Source organism: Streptomyces sp. GLSS-08 (assembly GCF_056387915.1).
In genome coordinates this window covers 45,850-62,376 of sequence record NZ_JBWJAQ010000016.1, presented here as the reverse complement: position 1 = coordinate 62,376, position 16,527 = coordinate 45,850, and the positions used below count along the sequence as shown (strand labels likewise).

Below are 16,527 nucleotides of genomic sequence, written 5' to 3'. Positions count from 1 at the left end.
GAGGTCACGCTAGGTCCCTGGCGGGGCGCATGTCGCCAGGTTTTCGCCCCCTCCGCCCTGCCCGACCGCCCTGTCCCGCGGGTGCTCCGCGCGCGGTGCCCGCCCGCGTCGTGCCGATGCCTCCGGCGCTCAGAACGCCGGGCGGATCTCCCCGACCTCGCGGCCGGCGCCCAGCAGGGGCGCGTGCCCGACGCGGGACAGCACCGGGGCGTCCACGCCGAGGAGGGCGAGGGCGCGGGCCAGGACGGGGCCGAGCGCCCGGGCCGACCCGTCGTCGATCTTGAAGGCGAGGGCGCGGCCGTCGGGCAGGGCGACCGCCTGGACGGCCTCGGCGCCCATCTTCGACAGCGCGCCGGGCACCTCCCGCATGAGCCAGGTGTCGGGACGGCGGGTACCGGCGACGTACTCGGGGTGGGCGCGCATCGCGTCGGCGACCCGGCGCTCGGCGGTGCCGGGCGCGGCCAGCACGAAGGAGCGGAAGGCGCGGGCCAGACCGGTCAGCGTGATCGCCATCAGCGGGGCGCCGCAGCCGTCCGTGCCGACCGCGGCCACCTGCTCGCCGGCCGCGTCCTCCACCACGGAGTGGATCAGCCGCTGGAGGGGATGGCCCGGGTCCAGGTAGGAGTCCAGCGGCCAGTCGCGCAGGCGGCAGACGGCGAGCATGGCGGCGTGCTTGCCGGAGCAGTTCATGGTCACCCGGTCCCGGACCGCGCCTGCGGCCAGGTACGTCTCGGCCTCGACGGGGTCCAGCGGCAGGTCCGCGGGGCACTGCAACTGCTCCGGGGTGAGTCCGTGCTCGGTCAGCATCTTCTGGACGAGGTCACGGTGGAAGGGCTCGCCGGAGTGGCTGGCGGCGGCCAGTGCGAGGCGCTCGCCCGCGAGGTCGAGGCCCGCCCGCAGGACACCGGCCGCCTGCATCGGCTTGTTGGAGGACCGGGGGAAGACGGGGGCACTCACGTCTCCCAGGGCCAGGTCCACCGATCCGTCCGCGGCCAGCAGCACCAGGCTGCCCCGGTGGCGGCCCTCGACGAAGCCGGAACGGACGATCTCGGCCAGGACGGGGGGTATGGCGGGGACGGACATGGGCGCGGACCTTCCGGGGCGGGACCCGCCCCGGCGACGGCGGGCGCGCTCCGCGGACACCCGGTCGGGGCACCGGGGTCACTCCGGCCGGGACGCCCGGGATCACCGGGCCACCGCGTCACATGAGCAGGTCGTCTACTTGTGCTTCTCCCTCACGGTACCTGCGGGCGATCTCCGCGCTGCAATCGTCGGCTGTGCGCTGGAGCCGCTGGCGCCGCCGGGAGACCTGCTGCTCGTAGCGCACCAGCCGGCCCATCCCGTCGTTCAGCTCGTCGTCCGTCCGGGCCTCGAGGTCCGACAGCTCGACCTCGGACAGCATGTCCGCGGCCAGCCGCCGGTACTCCTCGCCGCGCGGGGTGCCGACCGTCACGTGCCGGGCCGACGAGCGGTGCCGGGCGGGCGCGTCCGTGAGGATCTCGGGGAGCCGGTCCATGAGCGAGGGCACCGCGACGAGCCCGGCCGGCGCCGGCAGGCCCCCGCGGCGGGCGAGCTCGGCCCGCAGGATGTCGATACGGCCCTGGAGCAGCCGCCGCACATAGCTGAGGTCGGCCTCGTCCCGCTGGGCGTCCCGGCGCAGCGTGCGCAGCTCGGGCAGGCCCAGCAAGGCGAGTTCCGGCTCGGGCGGGTCCACGGCCAGCGGGCTGTCGGTGCGCTGCACGGGCGGCCGGAGCGGGGCGCCCGTGCCGTCGCTGCTCCCGCGCGGGCTGTTACGGGTCAATGACACGGTCCCGGGCGGGCGCCCGGTACTGCTCGGTGTGCTCATGTGCCTCTGCCGTCCCCTCGACCGGTGCGGTCCACCGCGTATGAGCTTCGCGGTACCTGCATGGTGCCACCCCCGGAGCCCGCTATGTGACCGAGTGCCCCCGAACGGCCCCGGATGGGGGGTTCGAACCCCCCGTAAATCACGCGAAGGGCCCGCACGGCATGATGGTCCGCATGCGTGCGGTGGTGCAGAGAGTGGACGGCGCGAGCGTCGTCGTGGACGGGGCGGACGGCCCGGAGACGGTCGGCGGGATCAGCGGCGAGGGGCTGTGCGTCCTGGTGGGCGTCACCCACGACGACACCAAGGAGAAGGCGGCCCGACTGGCCCGCAAGCTCTGGTCGGTCCGGATGCTCAGCGAGGAGCGTTCCTGCTCGGACATCGACGCGCCGCTGCTGGTCGTCAGCCAGTTCACGCTCTACGGCGACGCCCGCAAGGGCCGGCGCCCCACCTGGAACGCGGCCGCGCCCGGTGAGGTCGCCGAGCCCCTGGTCGACGAGGTGGTCGCCCAGCTGCGGTCGCTGGGCGCCACGGTGGCGACGGGCCGGTTCGGCGCGTCGATGCGGGTCTCGCTGACGAACGACGGCCCGTTCACGGTCCTGCTGGAGATGTGACGCCCACGGCCCGCGCCCCGGACTCCTACGGTTCGACGACGACTTCCTGGGCCGCCGCCGTCGTGTCGGCGAGGAGCCGCGCGCCCGGCGGAACGTTCCGCTTCACCAGGGCCAGCGCGATGGGGCCCAGTTCGTAGTGGCGTACGGACGTCGTCACGAAGCCGATCTTGCGGCCGTCGGGACCCTCGTCCGCGATGCGCAGTTCCGTGCCGTGCGGCGGCAGGTGGACCTCGCTGCCGTCCAGGTGCAGGAAGACCAGCCGGCGCGGGGGCTTGCCCAGGTTGTGGACGCGGGCGACCGTCTCCTGGCCGCGGTAGCAGCCCTTCTGGAGGTGGACGGCGCTGCCGATCCAGCCCAGTTCGTGCGGGATGGTGCGGTGGTCGGTCTCGAAGCCGAGCCGCGGGCGGTGGTGTTCGACGCGCAGCGCCTCGTACGCCAGCAGCCCGACCGCCGGTCCGTGGCCGCCGGTGTCCGCAGCGAACGCCTCCAGCCCGGCGCGCGGCAGGAAGAGGTCGCGCCCGTGCGGGGTCTCGCGGACGACGACGCCCTGCGGGACCTCGGCGATGGAACCGGCCGGCAGGTGCACGACCGCGATCTCGCCCGTCCGGTCGGTGACGTCGACGCGGTAGAAGAACTTCATGGACTCCAGGTACGCGATCAGCGCGTCCTGGGTGCCGGGCTCGGTGTGCATCCACACCGTCTCGCCGTCGTCGACGAGGTACAGCGCGTGTTCGATGTGGCCGTTGGCGGAGAGGATCAGCGCCTCGGTGGCACGGCCGGCGGGGAGGTCGCTGACGTGCTGGGTGAGCAGCAGGTGCAGCCAGCTCAGCCGGTCCGCGCCGGAGACGGCGACGACGCCGCGGTGCGAGAGGTCGACGAAGCCGGTGCCGTCGGCGAGGGTCCGCTGCTCGCGGAACAGGTCGCCGTAGTGGGCTGCGACACCTTCGTCCACACCCTCGGCGGGCACGGCGCCGGGCAGGGACAGCAGGGGGCTCTTCATACGCCTAACCCTACGACTCGGTAGTTGAAGTCTTGAGCGTGCAGCTCTGGCAGCGCCCGAAGATCGCGAAGTGCTTCAGATCCGTGTCGAAGCCGAAGGTGTCCCGCAGCTTGGCGGTGAACTCGGCGGCCACCTCGACGTCGGCCTCGATGACGTTCGTGCAGTCCCGGCAGACCAGGTGGATGTGGTGGTGCCGGTCGGCCAGGTGGTACGTCGGGGCACCGTGCCCGAGATGGGCGTGACTGACCAGACCGAGCTCCTCCAGGAGCTCCAGCGTCCGGTAGACGGTGGAAATGTTGACCCCCGACGCCGTCTTCCTCACCTCGATGAGGATGTCGTCGGGGGTCGCGTGCTCCAGGGTGTCCACGGCTTCGAGGACAAGCTGGCGCTGCGGCGTCAGCCGGTAGCCGCGCTGCCTCAGGTCGCTCTTCCAGTCGGTGCTCACCACACCGGAAGTGTATGGCCACCCGGCCGGAGCCGCCGGGGACTCGATCGGCCTACTTGAAGAAGGCGATCCCGTCGTCCGGCATGTCGTCCGGCAGGGCCTTGGCCCAGCGCTCGACGTCCTCCGGGGTGACGACCTTCTTGAGGTGCGCCGACAGGTAGGGGCGCAGCTCGACCTCGGGGGTCTGCTTCTCGCCGACCCACATCAGGTCGCTCTTCACGTAGCCGTACAGGCGCTTGCCGCCGGTGTACGGGCCGGAGGCCGCCGTGCGGGCCACGGCGTCGGTGACCAGGTCGATCTGCGGCTTCTTGGCGGCCAGCTCGCCGTACCAGATCTCGACGACGCCGTCGTCGCGGGTCATGACGACCTCGACCTTGCGGTTGCCGTCGATCCGCCAGAAGCCGGACTCGGTCTCCAGCGGCCTGACCTTGTTCCCGTCGGTGTCGAGGACCCAGGTGCGGGAGTGGTACTCCAGGAAGTCCCGGCCGTCGTGGCTGAAGGAGACCTCCTGCCCGAAGTTGCACTTCTCGGAACCGGGGAAGTCGTGGACGCCCGCGCCGGCCCAGCTGCCGAGCAGGAAGGCGAGCGGGACGAGGTCCTTGTGGAGGTCGGACGGGATCTCGATCATGAGCAGCTTTTCGTCGGGGGCGTCGGGGACGTCGCGGAGGTCAGGGACGACGCGGGGTCAGCGCTGGCCCTGGTACAGCTTCTTCACGGTCAGTCCGGCGAAGGCGAGGACGCCGACGCAGACCAGGACCAGCAGGGCTTCGAAGAATGCCTCAAGCACGGGGTGCTCCTCGATTGAGCGGGGTGGAAGTACAAGAGCCGGATCCCAGCTTAGTGGGCGGGGGCCCGGCTCTCTCTGTGAGGTCGCCCTCGGGGGGCCGCCCGAGCAGCCGGCTCTGCGGGGTCACCGTCCGCTGATGTCCTCGATGCGTTGATCAGGACGCGGACTACCATGCGGCCATGGCGAAGAAGCTCGTGATCAAGGTGACCGCGGGGGCCGATGCCCCCGAGCGCTGCTCGCAGGCGTTCACCGTCGCGGCGGTGGCGGTGGCCAGCGGTGTCGACGTCTCCCTCTGGCTGACCGGGGAGTCCGCGTGGTTCGCGCTGCCGGGCCGGGCGGCGGAGTTCGAGCTACCGCACGCGGCGCCGCTGCCCGAGCTGATCCACTCGATCATGGCGGCCGGCCGCATCACCCTGTGCACCCAGTGCGCGGCCCGCCGGGACATCACGGAGAAGGACGTCCTCCAGGGCGTCCGCATCGCGGGCGCCCAGGTGTTCGTGCAGGAGGCGATGGCCGACGGGACGCAGGCGCTCGTCTACTGAGACATCCCCGGGGAACGGCGCCCACTGCTGAGACGCGCCCGAGGGACGGCTCCCACTGCTGGGACCTGAGACGCCCCCGGGGAGCGGCGCGTCGGCGCGGACGGATGCCGGGCCGGGCAGCGCGGTCGCCGCCGCTACTGCGGCCGGCGCCTCTTCCCGTCCAGCTCGTCCCACCACTCGTCGGACTTCGGGTCCCCCGAGGGGTCGTCCCACCACCGGTCCTCGGGCCCGCGCCGGTTGGCCACCATCGCGGCCACCGGCGGGATCACCATCGCCACCACACACATCCCGACGGCCGCGGGGACCGACCAGATCCGCACGACCCCCCAGGCCAGGACGAAGAGGCCGATGCACGTCGCCATGAGGGCGAAGTAGGCGTGCCGCCGTCGCGCGTACATACCTCCAGCGTAGGCCGCGGACAGCCGAAGGGCCGCGCCCCGAGCGTCCAACCCTGGGGTGCGGCCCTGCGGCCGTTCGGGTGCCGGCGTCAGACGGCGATCGCGACCTCGGCGAGGCCGCCCGTCTGCGCGACGACCGTACGGTCCGCGGTGCCACCGGGGACCAGGGCCCGGACGGTCCAGGTGCCCTCGGCCGCGTAGAAGCGGAACTGTCCGGTCGCCGAGGTCGGAACCTCGGCGGTGAACTCACCCGTCGAGTCCAGCAGACGGACGTAACCCGTGACGGGCTCGCCGTCGCGCGTCACCTGACCCTGGATGGTGGTCTCACCGGGCTTGATCGTCGACGCGTCGGGGCCGCCGGCCTTCGCTCCACACATAAGTTCTGTCCTTCGGGTGATGAGGGGTCGCGGAGGCCGCGGATTACTTGTTGGCGCCGAGCTCGATCGGCACACCGACGAGGGAGCCGTACTCGGTCCAGGAGCCGTCGTAGTTCTTGACGTTCTCGACGCCGAGCAGCTCGTGCAGCACGAACCAGGTCAGCGCGGAACGCTCACCGATGCGGCAGTACGCGATGGTGTCCTTGGCGAGGTCGACCTGCTCGGCGGCGTAGAGCTCCTTGAGCTCCTCGTCCGACTTGAAGGTGCCGTCGTCGTTGGCGTTCTTCGACCACGGGATGTTGCGGGCGCTCGGGACGTGGCCCGGGCGCTGCGACTGCTCCTGCGGGAGGTGGGCCGGGGCGAGCAGCTTGCCGGAGAACTCGTCGGGCGACCGCACGTCGACCAGGTTCTGCGAGCCGATCGCGGCGACGACGTCGTCACGGAAGGCGCGGATCGCCGTGTTCTGCGGCTTGGCCGTGTACTCGGTCCTCGGGCGTGCCGGGACCTCGGCGACCAGGTCGCGGGAGTCGAGCTCCCACTTCTTGCGGCCGCCGTCGAGGAGCTTCACGTTCTCGTGGCCGTAGAGCTTGAAGTACCAGTAGGCGTACGAGGCGAACCAGTTGTTGTTGCCGCCGTAGAGGACCACCAGCGTGTCGTTGGCGATGCCCTTCTCCGACAGGAGCTTCTCGAAGCCCTCCTGGTCGACGAAGTCACGGCGGACCGGGTCCTGGAGGTCCTTGGTCCAGTCGATCCGGATCGCGTTGCGGATGTGGTTCTTCTCGTACGCGGACGTGTCCTCGTCGACCTCGACGACGGCCACGTTCGGGTCGTCCAGGTGCTCCTGGACCCAGTCGGCGTCTACCAGGACGTCGCTGCGGCTCATGCTCGTTCTCCTCCGGGGCAGGTGCGGCGGGGCTGTGCGGTGTAGAGGGGGTGCGCGGTACACGGTCACGACAGCGGTGGCGTACGCGGCGCACGCGTGGCCCTGACGGGGATGGTCCACGGGCCGGGAACGCGGAAGTACGCGGGCTTCCGCTCAGAAGGTGCGACAGAGCATGGCGGCGACGCGGCACAGGTCTACTGCCCGCCGCTTCGTGAGATCCGCCTGTCGCTTCATGACAGCGATCGTAGGGACGGACAGGCGCGGATGTCACCGGCGTGTCGCATTTTGAGACGCGATCGTCCGCGATGTGAGAAGCAGGCGCCCGCAGGTGCCACCTCGGCCCGGTTTTCGGGGGCCCCGTCCGCCGTCCCACCCGCCGGACGGACCGGGCGTCTCGCCCTTCGGACATCTGTCCGACCGCTGCCGGGCGTCCTGCCCCCGGGCAGGTCCGCTTCGCCGGTCCGCGGCCCTCAGCCGACCAGCTTGACGTTCGAGCCCTTCACCTTGATGTCGACGCCGTCCTTCGCGGCCTCCACCTTGTCCAGCGCGATGCCGCCGGGAAGTTCGTCGATCTTCTGCTCGAAGTCGGTGATCGTGCGGATCTTGCCCTCGGCGAGCTCGACGCCCAGCTTGGGCAGGCTGTCGGCGTGCACCTTGACGGTGTCGCCCGCCACGCTGGCCGAGCTGAGCACGGAGACCGGCTGGGGCAGCTTGGTGCCGAGGACGGTCGCCTCGACCTTGACCTTGATCTTGCCGTTGCCGCCGTCCGAGAGGCCGACCACCCGGGCGGTGACACCGGGGGCGACCTGGACGGGCTCGGACTTGGCGGCCTTGAGCAGCTCTTCGTAGGAGATGGTGGCGGTGCCGGTGGCGCGGTCCGCCGTCGCGGAGCTGTAGTCGCCGTTGAAGGCGACGCCGTGCATCTCGGCGTTCAGGTCGTCGATGCGGATCGAGTCGGTGGCCGCGGCCGTACCGCCCGTCGAGGCCTGGTAGTTCTTGATGCCGACCTCGACGTCGTCGAGTTCGCCGCCGGCGACCTGGGTGAGGAAGGGGAAGCCCTTGATGGACACGTCGGGGGTGTCGGTCAGGCCCTCACTGCTCTTGATCCGGTCGGCCGCCTCGTCCTCGGCGAAACCGACCGCGACGCGGTCCGCGATCACGAAGAGACCGCCTAGGATCACGACGACGATCAGAAGTATTCGCAGTGCGCGCATGCTCGGTGTTCCCCCACTCGGCGGCCGGCCGACGACCTGGGCGGCCGTCCCCCGTGAGCCTAGCCCCGCGGGACCCGGGACCGGAGGGCCCCACGGGGTTGTCGATCAGCTGTGACGAACATCGGTGCTAGCCGAGCGCCCGGCCCAGGAGGTAGACCGCCGGAGCCGCAGCGGCGAGCGGCAGGGCCACGCCGGCCGTCATGTGGACGAAGCGGGACGGGTAGTCGTAGCCGGCGACCCGGTGGCCGATCAGCGCACAGACACCCGCGCCGAGCCCCAGGAAGGCGCCCTGGGCACCGAAATCCGTCAGTCCGCCCACCGCGACGCCCGCACCCGCTGCCGCCAGCAGCGCCACCACCACGGACGCCGCCGTGGGCAGCGGCAGGGCGCGGGCCAGGACCGCCACGGCGACCGCCGCGGCCCCGACGGTCACCGCGTCCGGCTCGGCGGCGAGGTGTCCGGCCGCGACGATCGCCAGCGCCGCCGAGACCACGGTCGCCGTCAGGCCGTACATCCGGGTGTCCGGATCGGCGTGGCTGCGCAGCTGGAGCACCAGGGTGAGCAGCACCCACACCCCGAGGGTGCCGAGGATCGCGGCGGGCGCGTTCTCCCGCCCCACGGCGAGCATCGCGCCGTCCGCGACCAGCGCCCCGGCGAAGGCCAGCGCGATGCCCTGCCGGGCCGGCCACATGCCGTTCAGCCGGAACCAGCCCGCCGCGGTGACGGCCTGGAGCAGCACCAGGGGGACGGCGAGCGCGTACGGCCCGACCGTCGCGGCCCCGGCGAGCAGCAGCCCGAGCAGGGCCGTGAGGGCCGCGGGCTGCATCCCCGGCTCGATGATGGGTGACCGGCCCTCGGCCCGGGCCCGCTGGGCGTCGGTGATCCGTGGGTTGCCGGTGACGGTCGGCGGACCGTAGCCGGAACCGGCGTCACCGCCACCGCCAGGAACCGCCCCGCCGACGAGCGGCGCCGCCTCGGCGCCGCTCGGCACCGGGTGACCGGAACGGTGACCGGAATCGGCGGAGGCGACGCCGTGACCGGAATCGGAATCGGCGGGCGCGGAACCGTAGCCGGCATCGGCGGGCGCGGCACCGTAGCCGGAACCGGTGGGCACGGCACCGTGTCCGGAACCGGTGGGCACGGCACCGTAGCCGGAACCGGTGGGCGCGGAGCCATGCCCGGGGCCGCCGGGCGCGGAGCCGTAGCCCGGATCCGCGTGGCCGGTGCCGTGACCGGGGTCGGCCGGCGCGTTCCACCGGCCCTCGCCGGAGTCCGCGGCACCGGCCCACTGACCGTCGGACGCGTAGCCGCCGTGCCACCCGGCGTCGGACGCGGAGGCGGTCCACCGGGCGCCGGGGTCGGCGGACCCGTCCCACGGGCCGGCGGGGGCCTCGGGCGGCAGCGGGCCGCCCGCCGTGCCGTACGGGGACGGCTCGGCGTAGCCCTGCGGCGGCAGGTACGCCGTGTCCGCGGCGGAGGCCTGCGGCTGCGCCTGGGTCTCCCAGGTCTGCCCCTCCCACTGCTGCGTGTACTGGTGGGACTGCTGCTGCGCCTCGTCGTACCCCTGCTGCCCGGGCCAGCCGGACTGCGGCCGGTCCGGAGTCTGCGGCCGGTCCTGCCGGTACGGGTCGTACCCGTCGTACGGGGGCTCGTACGGCTCGTGGGGCTGGTTGCTCATGCTCTGGGTCACCCTCCTGCGAACGGCGGGAGCACCTCGACCGTGCCGCCCTCGGCCAGCCGTACCGTCTCATGTCCGCGGGTGCCCACGGGGTCACCGTCGATGAGGAAGGAGCATCGCCGCAGGACCCCGGTGAGTTCGCCGGGGTGCCGCTCGCGTGCCGCGTCGAGCGCCTCGGCGAGCGTCGTCGCCTCGTACGGCTCCTCGGCGACGCCGGCCGCGGCCTTGGCGGCGGCCCAGTACCGCACCGTGCCCTTTGCCATCTGGTCCCTCGATCAGTACTGAAGTCGGTGCCGGCGCCGTCGTGGCGTCGACACCGTCAGGCTAGTGCCCCGGCCGGTGCCGACAACGCCCGTGATCATCGGACCTGGCCCGCGTGCGCCGCGGCCCAGCGCCCGATGCGGGCCAGCAGTTCGTCCCCGGCCGCGTTCTCGGCGTGGCCCATCCCGTGCTCCAGCCACAGTTCGGCGTGGCCCCGGGCCGCCTCCGCCAGCATCCTCGGATGGTCCACCGGGAAGTAGCCGTCCCGGTCGCCGTGCACGATCAGCAGCGGGGTCGGCGCGATCATGGGCACCGACTCGACCGGGGACGGGGGAACCGGGTCCCAGTCGCGGTGGTGGATGCGGGTGCGCAGGCCGTAGCGGCCGACGGCACGGCCCACCGGACGGGTCACCAGCCAGTGCAGGCGCCGCATGGGGGCCGTACCGCGGTAGTACCAGCGGGCCGGGGCGCTCACGGCCACCACGGCGTCGACGCGCGCCTCCGTGCGCCCCTCGTGCTCCGGGGCCTTCGGACCGCCCGCGAGCGCGGCATGGCGCAGCACCACCGAGCCGCCCATCGAGAAGCCGACCGTGGCCACCCGGGTGTGCCCGAGTTCACGTGCCCACGCCACCGCGGCCGCGAGGTCGAGGACCTCCCGGTCGCCGACCGTGGACCGGCCGCCGGAGGCGCCGTGGCCGCGGAAGGAGAAGGTCACGACGGCCGCGTACCGGGCGAAGGCGTCCGCCGCCCGGCGCAGGTGCGGGCGTTCCAGGTCACCCGTGAAACCGTGCGCGACGACGATCACCAGGTCGTCCGACGTACCCCTTCCGGGGGTGTACGCGGCGTCGACGGTGACTCCGTCGGCCGTGCGCAGGAACGTCCGCACCGGGGGGCGGGTGCCTGTCTCACCTGGTGGAATTCTGGAAGATCGGGTCACACGACCTGCCGGACCTGAGCTCATGTGGGCTATTCTGCTGGGCAGAGGACTCGGGCAGTGAAGCCCCCGGGTCCTTTCGCGCTTTCCGGAGCGTTGTATACGAAGCCGGTATACGAAGCGGTCCGGAGCCGGCGCAGTGGACCCCGGGGCGCGGGATCCGCACCGCAGTAAGAAGCAGTGCCGCAACTCCCCCACGGCCTCACGGGCGTGGGAGGTGCCCCATGCAGGGACCGAGGAGGAACCAGACGTTATGGGCGAGCGAACCGTGCACGAACGCAGGACGACCCAGGCAGGTGGGGCCCGATGAGTTCTCTGCTGCTCCTGACCAATGCCCTTCAGCCGTCGACGGAGGTGCTCCCCGCTCTCGGCCTGCTGCTGCACAACGTGCGCGTGGCTCCGGCGGAGGGCCCCGCACTCGTCGACACCCCCGGTGCCGACGTCATCCTCGTCGACGGCCGCCGTGACCTCCCGCAGGTCCGCAGCCTGTGCCAGCTGCTGCGCTCCACCGGGCCCGGCTGTCCGCTCGTCCTCGTCGTGACCGAGGGCGGCCTCGCCGCCGTCACCGCCGACTGGGGCATCGACGACGTGCTGCTCGACACCGCGGGGCCGGCCGAGGTCGAGGCGCGGCTGCGGCTGGCCATGGGCCGCCAGCAGATCGTCAGCGACGACTCCCCCATGGAGATCCGCAACGGCGATCTCTCGGTGGACGAGGCGACGTACAGCGCGAAGCTCAAGGGCCGGGTCCTGGACCTGACCTTCAAGGAGTTCGAACTCCTCAAGTACCTGGCGCAGCACCCCGGCCGCGTCTTCACGCGCGCCCAGCTGCTCCAGGAGGTCTGGGGCTACGACTACTTCGGCGGTACGCGCACGGTCGACGTCCACGTACGGCGGTTGCGCGCGAAGCTCGGCCCGGAGCACGAGTCGCTGATCGGGACCGTCCGGAACGTCGGTTATCGATTCGTTACGCCGGAGAAGGCGGAGCGGGCCGCGGAGAAGGCGGCCCGGGCAAAGCCGGACGAGGCGGACGAGGCGGCACACCCGGACACCGCGGACGCTGCGGAGGCGGCGGCGGAGGCGCAGGAAGCCGCCGTACGGCCTGCCCAGAGGTAGGTCCATCCGCGTAGACTCCGCGCGTGGCCAAGGTGACTCGGGATGACGTGGCGCGACTGGCGGGTACCTCCACCGCCGTCGTGAGCTATGTCATCAACAACGGACCCCGGCCGGTCGCCCCGGCCACGCGCGAGCGTGTCCTCGCCGCGATCAAGGAGCTGGCGTACCGGCCGGACCGGGTCGCCCAGGCCATGGCCTCGCGCAAGACCGAGCTCATAGGCCTGATCGTGCCGGACGCACGCCAGCCGTTCTTCGGGGAGATGGCGCACGCGGTCGAACAGGCCGCCGCCGAGCGCGGGAAGATGGTGCTGGTCGGCAACTCGGACTACATCGCGGAGCGCGAGGTCCACTATCTGCGGGCCTTCCTCGGCATGCGGGTCTCCGGGCTGATCCTCGTGAGCCACGCCCTCAACGACAACGCCGCCGCCGAGATCGAGGCCTGGGACGCCCGCGTGGTCCTGCTGCACGAGCGGCCGGAGGCCATCGACGACGTCGCGGTGGTCACGGACGACACCGGCGGCGCCCAGCTCGCCACCCGCCACCTGCTGGAGCACGGCCACGAGTACGTCGCCTGTCTGGGCGGCACCGCCGAGACGCCCGCCGTGGGAGACCCCGTCTCCGACCACGTCGAGGGCTGGCGGCGGGCGATGCAGGAGGCCGGCATCCCCACCGAGGGCCGCCTCTTCGAGGCCCCTTACAACCGCTACGACGCCTATCAGGTCGGCCTTCGGCTGCTGGCCGGGCCCGACCGCCCGCCGGCCATCTTCTGCTCCACCGACGACCAGGCGATCGGCGTACTGCGCGCCGCGCGTGAGCTGCGCATCGACGTGCCGGGCGAGCTGGCCGTGGCCGGTTTCGACGACGTCAAGGAGGCGGCGCTGACGGATCCGCCGCTGACGACGATCGCGTCCGACCGGTCCGCGATGGCCCGCGCCGCCGTCGACCTCGTCCTCGACGACGGGCTGCGGGTCGCCGGGTCGCGGCGGGAGCGGCTGAAGCAGTTCCCCTCGCGGCTGGTCGTACGGCGCTCCTGCGGCTGCGCGTAGCGGGGACCCGCGGGCCTGTCTCGGCCGTCGCGGATCCCCGGGGGCCCATCGCTAGAACAGCAGGTTGTACTGGTTGAAGCCGGTGCCGAGGCTCACCCGTGAGCCGAACAGGGCGCTGGACGCCTTGTTGGTGCCCGGGTAGAGCCAGAGCGTGCCGCCCGAGTCGCGCGTGACGACGTCCGCGATGCCGTCGCCCGTCATGTCGCCGTTCGCCACGTACGAGGTGAAGTTCCAGCCGGTACGGGCCTGGATCCGCGCCGACCAGGGCGCCTTCTCCTGCTGCGTGCCCCGGTAGAGATACAGGACGCCGGAGCTGTCGCGGACCAGCAGGTCGGCCCGGCCGTCGCCGGACAGGTCGCCGTGGCCGAAGATCTTCACGTTCTTCCAGGCCTTGTCGACGACCTTGACCCGGCCGTAGAACTGGCCGGTGCCCTTGCCCGGGTAGAGGTAGACCGAGCCGTCGGCGTCCACCGCGACGAGGTCGGGGCGGGCGTCGCCGGTCAGGTCGCCGGGCACCGCGTAGGACTTGTAGCCGCCCCACACCGAGCTGATCTGCATCCACGTGTACTCGCCGGACGCGTGGTCGAGGTAGCTGCGGTAGAGCTTGCCGTCGGCCTTGTCGCGGACGATGAGGTCCTGGAACCAGTCGCGGTCCAGGTCGGCCTGGAGACCCCAGCTGACGCCCTGCCAGTCGGCGCCCACGTACGTCCGCCGGCTGAGCGAGGTGCCCTTGCTGTCCTGCTCGAAGAGCCCGCCGGACGGCGTACGGGCCAGCAGGTCGGCGCGGCCGTCGAAGGACTGGTCGGTGTCGTCGATGCGCGGCTGGGCCGCCCAGGTGTACGAGGACACCTTGGTGAAGACCGGGTAGGCGCCCTTGGCGGTGCAGCCCGCGACGCCCCAGGACACGATGCCGACGATCTTGCCACTGACGATCACCGGGCCGCCGGAGTCGCCGTTGCAGGGACTCTCGGTGCCCTCGTCGGTCCCGCTCGCCGGGGTGCCCGCGCAGAACATCGAGCCCTCGGCGAACGCGTCCTCACCGAGGACCGACCGCATCGCGGAGTCGCAGGTGGCGTCGTCGACCAGCGGCAGGGCCGCCCGTCGCAGCTTCGGGGACAGCTGGGCGCCGTCGGCGCCCGAGGTCAGTCCCCAGCCGTAGACCGTGCCGGTCAGGCCGGGCGTGTACCAGGGGGTGTCGTTGGCGGCCGCGAGCCGCATCCACGGCTGCTCCAGCGGGCGGTCGAGGGTGAGGACCGCGATGTCGTTCCGGACGGTCGCCTCGTCGTAGCGCGGGTGGTTCCACTGCTGCCAGACGCCCGCGACGGTGCCGCTGGTGTCGTCGTACAGGTCGGCGGTGCCGGCCAGGACGGCGCCGTTCTTCGCCCAGTCGAGGCCCGCGACGCAGTGGGCGGCGGTGAGGACCTTGTTCGGGGCGACGAGGGTGCCGCCGCAGAAGTAGCCGTCGCCGGTGGCGTCGTCGTAGTAGGCGAGCTGCACCATCCAGGGGGCGCTCGCGATGGTGGTCTGGCTGCCGCCGATGACGAACGGGGTCTTCTTCGCGGCGGCCGTCGCGGGAGTCGCCCGGTCCTCGGCGGCCTCGACCACCCGGTGGCGCAGCTCACGGGCGGAGGCGGCCGGGGCCGGGGCGGCGGAACGGGCGACGTTCGCGTCGGGCAGTCCGGACGGGTCGCCGGCCGCGGCGGCGGGCTGGGCGGCGAGGGCGCCGGCGCAGCTCAGCGCCAGCGCGAGGGCGACCGTGGGCAACGCCGTGACCAGACGTTCGGTACGGCCGCGCAGGGCACGTATCACTCAGGGCTCCTGGGGTGGTGGTGTGTCGTCCCGGGGCCCGTCCGAACCGGTCGGAGCGCGGGCCCCGGGAGGATCCGGGAAGCGTGGCGGAACCCGAGAAGGGCGTACGACGCACCGGCCCGCACTGCGCGCAGCAGTCGGGCGAAACCGCGGAGCCCCCCTCCGGCGCGGTGATCGTAGGCCGCGCGCACCGGCCCGCACACGGGTCGCACAGCCCGCAGACGAGTGTTCGTCCGGCGCCTTCCGTGCCCTCACGTCCGCGCAACCCGGTGTTTGCCGGGCCCGGGCGTCTTCATATCGGGCATACGAGGTTCTGTCGGGCTTCTCAGCGGCCCCTCAGGGAGCTCTCATGATGAGGGGCGAGTCTCGTTCCATGACCGAGAGCTTCCGCCGCAGCGGCGAGTACGAGCACCCCCAGCAGGGCGACCAGTCCGGGTACGTCCAGGGCGACCAGCAGCCCGCGTACCCCCGGCAGCAGCACGCCTCCTCCCCCGTGAACCCCGAGTGGCCGCCCCCGCCGGCGTACGGGCCGGGCACGCCGGTCTCGGTCGCGCCGGGCACCACGGTGTGGCCGGGCACGGGCGGGAACGGTGCCGGCGGCGCGGGAGGCCACGCCGGCCCGGCCGCCGAACCCTTCCACGGCGGGGCCGCCGCGGCTCCCCGCAAGCGCGCCCGGGGCCCGCTGGGCCTGCTCGCGGCGGTGGCGATCGCGGCGGCGGCCGTGGGCGGCGGCACCGCGTACGCCTTCCAGGAGCTGACCGGTCAGGACACCGTGGCCACCGGCACGAGCACGAACGTGGTGCCCGCCGCCAAGAAGGGGACCGTCGCCGGGGTCGCCTCGGCGGTCAGCCCGAGCATCGTGGAGATCAGCGCCACCTCGAACGCCGGCGAGTCCACCGGCTCGGGCGTGATCATCACCGGCGGCGGCGAGATCATCACCAACAACCACGTCATCTCCGGCGCCTCCTCGATCAAGGTGACGACGAACGACGGCAAGTCGTACACCGCGAAGGTCGTCGGCACCGACAGCAAGAAGGACCTCGCGCTGATCAGACTCCAGAACGCGCCGTCCGGTCTGAAGACCGCCACGCTCGGCGACTCCTCCGCCGTCCAGGTCGGCGACGAGGTCGTCGCGATCGGGTCCCCCGAGGGCCTGACCGGCACCGTCACCAGCGGCATCGTCTCCGCGCTCGACCGCGACGTGACCGTCTCCACGGACGAGAGCCAGGGCCGGCAGGAGGGCGGCGGCAGCGGGCAGTGGCCCTTCGAGTACGGCGGCCGGCAGTTCAACGGCGACACCGGCTCGTCCACGACGACGTACAAGGCGCTCCAGACGGACGCCTCGCTGAACCCGGGCAACTCCGGCGGCGCGCTGATCGACATGAACGGCAACATCATCGGCATCAACTCCGCGATGTACTCGGCAGCCTCGGACTCCTCGTCCGGATCGTCGGGCGCGGGCAGCGTCGGCCTCGGCTTCGCCATCCCGGTCGACACCGTCAAGTCCGACCTGGACACCCTGCGCGCCGGCGGCTCGGACAGCTGAGCCGCCCAAAACCGTGCGAGGCTGAAAGTCCCCGCAA

Annotated in this window: 19 protein-coding genes; 5 read left to right on the top strand and 14 right to left on the bottom strand. The window is 72.5% G+C overall.

The window, feature by feature from the left end:
- Positions 1 to 129: 129 nt before the first annotated feature.
- Together AC0ZLC_RS25845 and AC0ZLC_RS25840 are read right to left on the bottom strand one after the other, a co-directional pair.
- Positions 130 to 1,083, bottom strand: a complete 954-nt coding sequence (locus AC0ZLC_RS25845) for an asparaginase (protein ID WP_476754355.1) — start codon at positions 1,081 to 1,083, stop codon at positions 130 to 132.
- A 118-nt stretch (positions 1,084 to 1,201) separates the two neighbouring features.
- On the bottom strand, positions 1,202 to 1,846 hold the full coding sequence (locus AC0ZLC_RS25840) for an RsiG family protein (RefSeq protein ID WP_476754354.1): 645 nt from the start codon (positions 1,844 to 1,846) through the stop codon (positions 1,202 to 1,204).
- A 173-nt stretch (positions 1,847 to 2,019) separates the two neighbouring features.
- Between AC0ZLC_RS25840 and dtd the strand changes: the two genes are divergently transcribed.
- Positions 2,020 to 2,457: a D-aminoacyl-tRNA deacylase gene (gene dtd, locus AC0ZLC_RS25835; protein ID WP_476754353.1), complete on the top strand. Its 438-nt coding sequence runs from the start codon at positions 2,020 to 2,022 to the stop codon at positions 2,455 to 2,457.
- Positions 2,458 to 2,482: 25 nt separating this feature from the next.
- Here dtd and ygfZ read toward each other — a convergent pair whose 3' ends face one another.
- The 3 genes from ygfZ to AC0ZLC_RS25820 are packed head-to-tail and all read right to left on the bottom strand — an operon-like array spanning position 2,483 to position 4,530.
- Positions 2,483 to 3,457, bottom strand: a complete 975-nt coding sequence (gene ygfZ / locus AC0ZLC_RS25830; protein ID WP_476754352.1) for a CAF17-like 4Fe-4S cluster assembly/insertion protein YgfZ — start codon at positions 3,455 to 3,457, stop codon at positions 2,483 to 2,485.
- A 10-nt stretch (positions 3,458 to 3,467) separates the two neighbouring features.
- Entirely contained in the window at positions 3,468 to 3,905 is a 438-nt protein-coding gene (locus tag AC0ZLC_RS25825; RefSeq protein ID WP_358854170.1) for a Fur family transcriptional regulator, read from the bottom strand.
- Between the two features lie 49 nt (positions 3,906 to 3,954).
- Positions 3,955 to 4,530, bottom strand: coding sequence for a heme-binding beta-barrel domain-containing protein (locus tag AC0ZLC_RS25820; protein ID WP_476754351.1), 576 nt, complete (start codon positions 4,528 to 4,530; stop codon positions 3,955 to 3,957).
- Positions 4,531 to 4,868: 338 nt separating this feature from the next.
- On the opposite strand from AC0ZLC_RS25820, the gene AC0ZLC_RS25815 reads away from it, so the two are divergent.
- Positions 4,869 to 5,231 (top strand): DsrE family protein, encoded by a 363-nt coding sequence (locus tag AC0ZLC_RS25815; RefSeq protein ID WP_476754350.1) that lies wholly within the window; start codon positions 4,869 to 4,871, stop codon positions 5,229 to 5,231.
- 134 nt (positions 5,232 to 5,365) lie between these two features.
- Here AC0ZLC_RS25815 and AC0ZLC_RS25810 read toward each other — a convergent pair whose 3' ends face one another.
- The 8 genes from AC0ZLC_RS25810 to AC0ZLC_RS25775 all read right to left on the bottom strand — a co-directional run bounded on the left by AC0ZLC_RS25810 (position 5,366) and on the right by AC0ZLC_RS25775 (position 11,003).
- On the bottom strand, positions 5,366 to 5,629 hold the full coding sequence (locus tag AC0ZLC_RS25810) for a DUF3099 domain-containing protein (RefSeq protein WP_476754349.1): 264 nt from the start codon (positions 5,627 to 5,629) through the stop codon (positions 5,366 to 5,368).
- Between the two features lie 89 nt (positions 5,630 to 5,718).
- The gene (locus AC0ZLC_RS25805) at positions 5,719 to 6,006 is read right to left on the bottom strand and encodes a DUF1416 domain-containing protein (RefSeq protein WP_054232391.1); all 288 of its coding nucleotides are present in this window, start codon (positions 6,004 to 6,006) and stop codon (positions 5,719 to 5,721) included.
- 43 nt (positions 6,007 to 6,049) lie between these two features.
- Positions 6,050 to 6,889, bottom strand: coding sequence for a sulfurtransferase (locus AC0ZLC_RS25800; RefSeq protein ID WP_476754348.1), 840 nt, complete (start codon positions 6,887 to 6,889; stop codon positions 6,050 to 6,052).
- A gap of 153 nt (positions 6,890 to 7,042) precedes the next feature.
- Positions 7,043 to 7,123 (bottom strand): putative leader peptide, encoded by an 81-nt coding sequence (locus AC0ZLC_RS25795; protein ID WP_350310325.1) that lies wholly within the window; start codon positions 7,121 to 7,123, stop codon positions 7,043 to 7,045.
- Between the two features lie 236 nt (positions 7,124 to 7,359).
- The gene (locus tag AC0ZLC_RS25790; RefSeq protein ID WP_476754347.1) at positions 7,360 to 8,103 is read right to left on the bottom strand and encodes an LmeA family phospholipid-binding protein; all 744 of its coding nucleotides are present in this window, start codon (positions 8,101 to 8,103) and stop codon (positions 7,360 to 7,362) included.
- Positions 8,104 to 8,230: 127 nt separating this feature from the next.
- The gene (locus AC0ZLC_RS25785; RefSeq protein WP_476754346.1) at positions 8,231 to 9,781 is read right to left on the bottom strand and encodes an NADH-ubiquinone oxidoreductase chain 4L; all 1,551 of its coding nucleotides are present in this window, start codon (positions 9,779 to 9,781) and stop codon (positions 8,231 to 8,233) included.
- A gap of 8 nt (positions 9,782 to 9,789) precedes the next feature.
- A complete protein-coding gene (locus AC0ZLC_RS25780; protein WP_358854177.1) occupies positions 9,790 to 10,044 on the bottom strand; it encodes a MoaD/ThiS family protein in 255 nt (84 codons plus the stop codon).
- 95 nt (positions 10,045 to 10,139) lie between these two features.
- Positions 10,140 to 11,003 (bottom strand): alpha/beta hydrolase, encoded by an 864-nt coding sequence (locus AC0ZLC_RS25775; RefSeq protein WP_476754345.1) that lies wholly within the window; start codon positions 11,001 to 11,003, stop codon positions 10,140 to 10,142.
- Positions 11,004 to 11,282: 279 nt separating this feature from the next.
- On the opposite strand from AC0ZLC_RS25775, the gene AC0ZLC_RS25770 reads away from it, so the two are divergent.
- On the top strand, positions 11,283 to 12,089 hold the full coding sequence (locus AC0ZLC_RS25770; protein WP_476754344.1) for a winged helix-turn-helix transcriptional regulator: 807 nt from the start codon (positions 11,283 to 11,285) through the stop codon (positions 12,087 to 12,089).
- 23 nt (positions 12,090 to 12,112) lie between these two features.
- On the top strand, positions 12,113 to 13,135 hold the full coding sequence (locus tag AC0ZLC_RS25765) for a LacI family DNA-binding transcriptional regulator (RefSeq protein ID WP_476754343.1): 1,023 nt from the start codon (positions 12,113 to 12,115) through the stop codon (positions 13,133 to 13,135).
- Between the two features lie 51 nt (positions 13,136 to 13,186).
- On the opposite strand, the gene AC0ZLC_RS25760 is transcribed toward AC0ZLC_RS25765, so the two are convergent.
- A complete protein-coding gene (locus AC0ZLC_RS25760; RefSeq protein ID WP_476754342.1) occupies positions 13,187 to 14,944 on the bottom strand; it encodes a trypsin-like serine protease in 1,758 nt (585 codons plus the stop codon).
- A 373-nt stretch (positions 14,945 to 15,317) separates the two neighbouring features.
- Here AC0ZLC_RS25760 and AC0ZLC_RS25755 point away from each other — a divergent pair, with 373 nt between their 5' ends.
- Complete coding sequence (locus tag AC0ZLC_RS25755) at positions 15,318 to 16,490, top strand: S1C family serine protease (protein WP_476754341.1); 1,173 nt, start codon at positions 15,318 to 15,320, stop codon at positions 16,488 to 16,490.
- Positions 16,491 to 16,527 lie beyond the last annotated feature (37 nt).

Bases quoted from the DNA above. Each gene is read 5' to 3' on its own strand.
- AC0ZLC_RS25790 (WP_476754347.1), bottom strand. From the start codon at position 8,103: ATGCGCGCACTGCGAATACTTCTGATCGTCGTCGTGATCCTAGGCGGT.
- AC0ZLC_RS25795 (WP_350310325.1), bottom strand. From the start codon at position 7,123: ATGAAGCGACAGGCGGATCTCACGAAGCGGCGGGCAGTAGACCTGTGC.
- AC0ZLC_RS25785 (WP_476754346.1), bottom strand. From the start codon at position 9,781: ATGAGCAACCAGCCCCACGAGCCGTACGAGCCCCCGTACGACGGGTAC.
- AC0ZLC_RS25755 (WP_476754341.1), top strand. From the start codon at position 15,318: ATGACCGAGAGCTTCCGCCGCAGCGGCGAGTACGAGCACCCCCAGCAG.
- AC0ZLC_RS25810 (WP_476754349.1), bottom strand. From the start codon at position 5,629: ATGTACGCGCGACGGCGGCACGCCTACTTCGCCCTCATGGCGACGTGC.
- dtd (WP_476754353.1), top strand. From the start codon at position 2,020: ATGCGTGCGGTGGTGCAGAGAGTGGACGGCGCGAGCGTCGTCGTGGAC.
- AC0ZLC_RS25845 (WP_476754355.1), bottom strand. From the start codon at position 1,083: ATGTCCGTCCCCGCCATACCCCCCGTCCTGGCCGAGATCGTCCGTTCC.
- AC0ZLC_RS25770 (WP_476754344.1), top strand. From the start codon at position 11,283: ATGAGTTCTCTGCTGCTCCTGACCAATGCCCTTCAGCCGTCGACGGAG.
- AC0ZLC_RS25800 (WP_476754348.1), bottom strand. From the start codon at position 6,889: ATGAGCCGCAGCGACGTCCTGGTAGACGCCGACTGGGTCCAGGAGCAC.
- AC0ZLC_RS25815 (WP_476754350.1), top strand. From the start codon at position 4,869: ATGGCGAAGAAGCTCGTGATCAAGGTGACCGCGGGGGCCGATGCCCCC.
- AC0ZLC_RS25780 (WP_358854177.1), bottom strand. From the start codon at position 10,044: ATGGCAAAGGGCACGGTGCGGTACTGGGCCGCCGCCAAGGCCGCGGCC.
- ygfZ (WP_476754352.1), bottom strand. From the start codon at position 3,457: ATGAAGAGCCCCCTGCTGTCCCTGCCCGGCGCCGTGCCCGCCGAGGGT.
- AC0ZLC_RS25805 (WP_054232391.1), bottom strand. From the start codon at position 6,006: ATGTGTGGAGCGAAGGCCGGCGGCCCCGACGCGTCGACGATCAAGCCC.
- AC0ZLC_RS25840 (WP_476754354.1), bottom strand. From the start codon at position 1,846: ATGAGCACACCGAGCAGTACCGGGCGCCCGCCCGGGACCGTGTCATTG.
- AC0ZLC_RS25820 (WP_476754351.1), bottom strand. From the start codon at position 4,530: ATGATCGAGATCCCGTCCGACCTCCACAAGGACCTCGTCCCGCTCGCC.
- AC0ZLC_RS25775 (WP_476754345.1), bottom strand. From the start codon at position 11,003: ATGAGCTCAGGTCCGGCAGGTCGTGTGACCCGATCTTCCAGAATTCCA.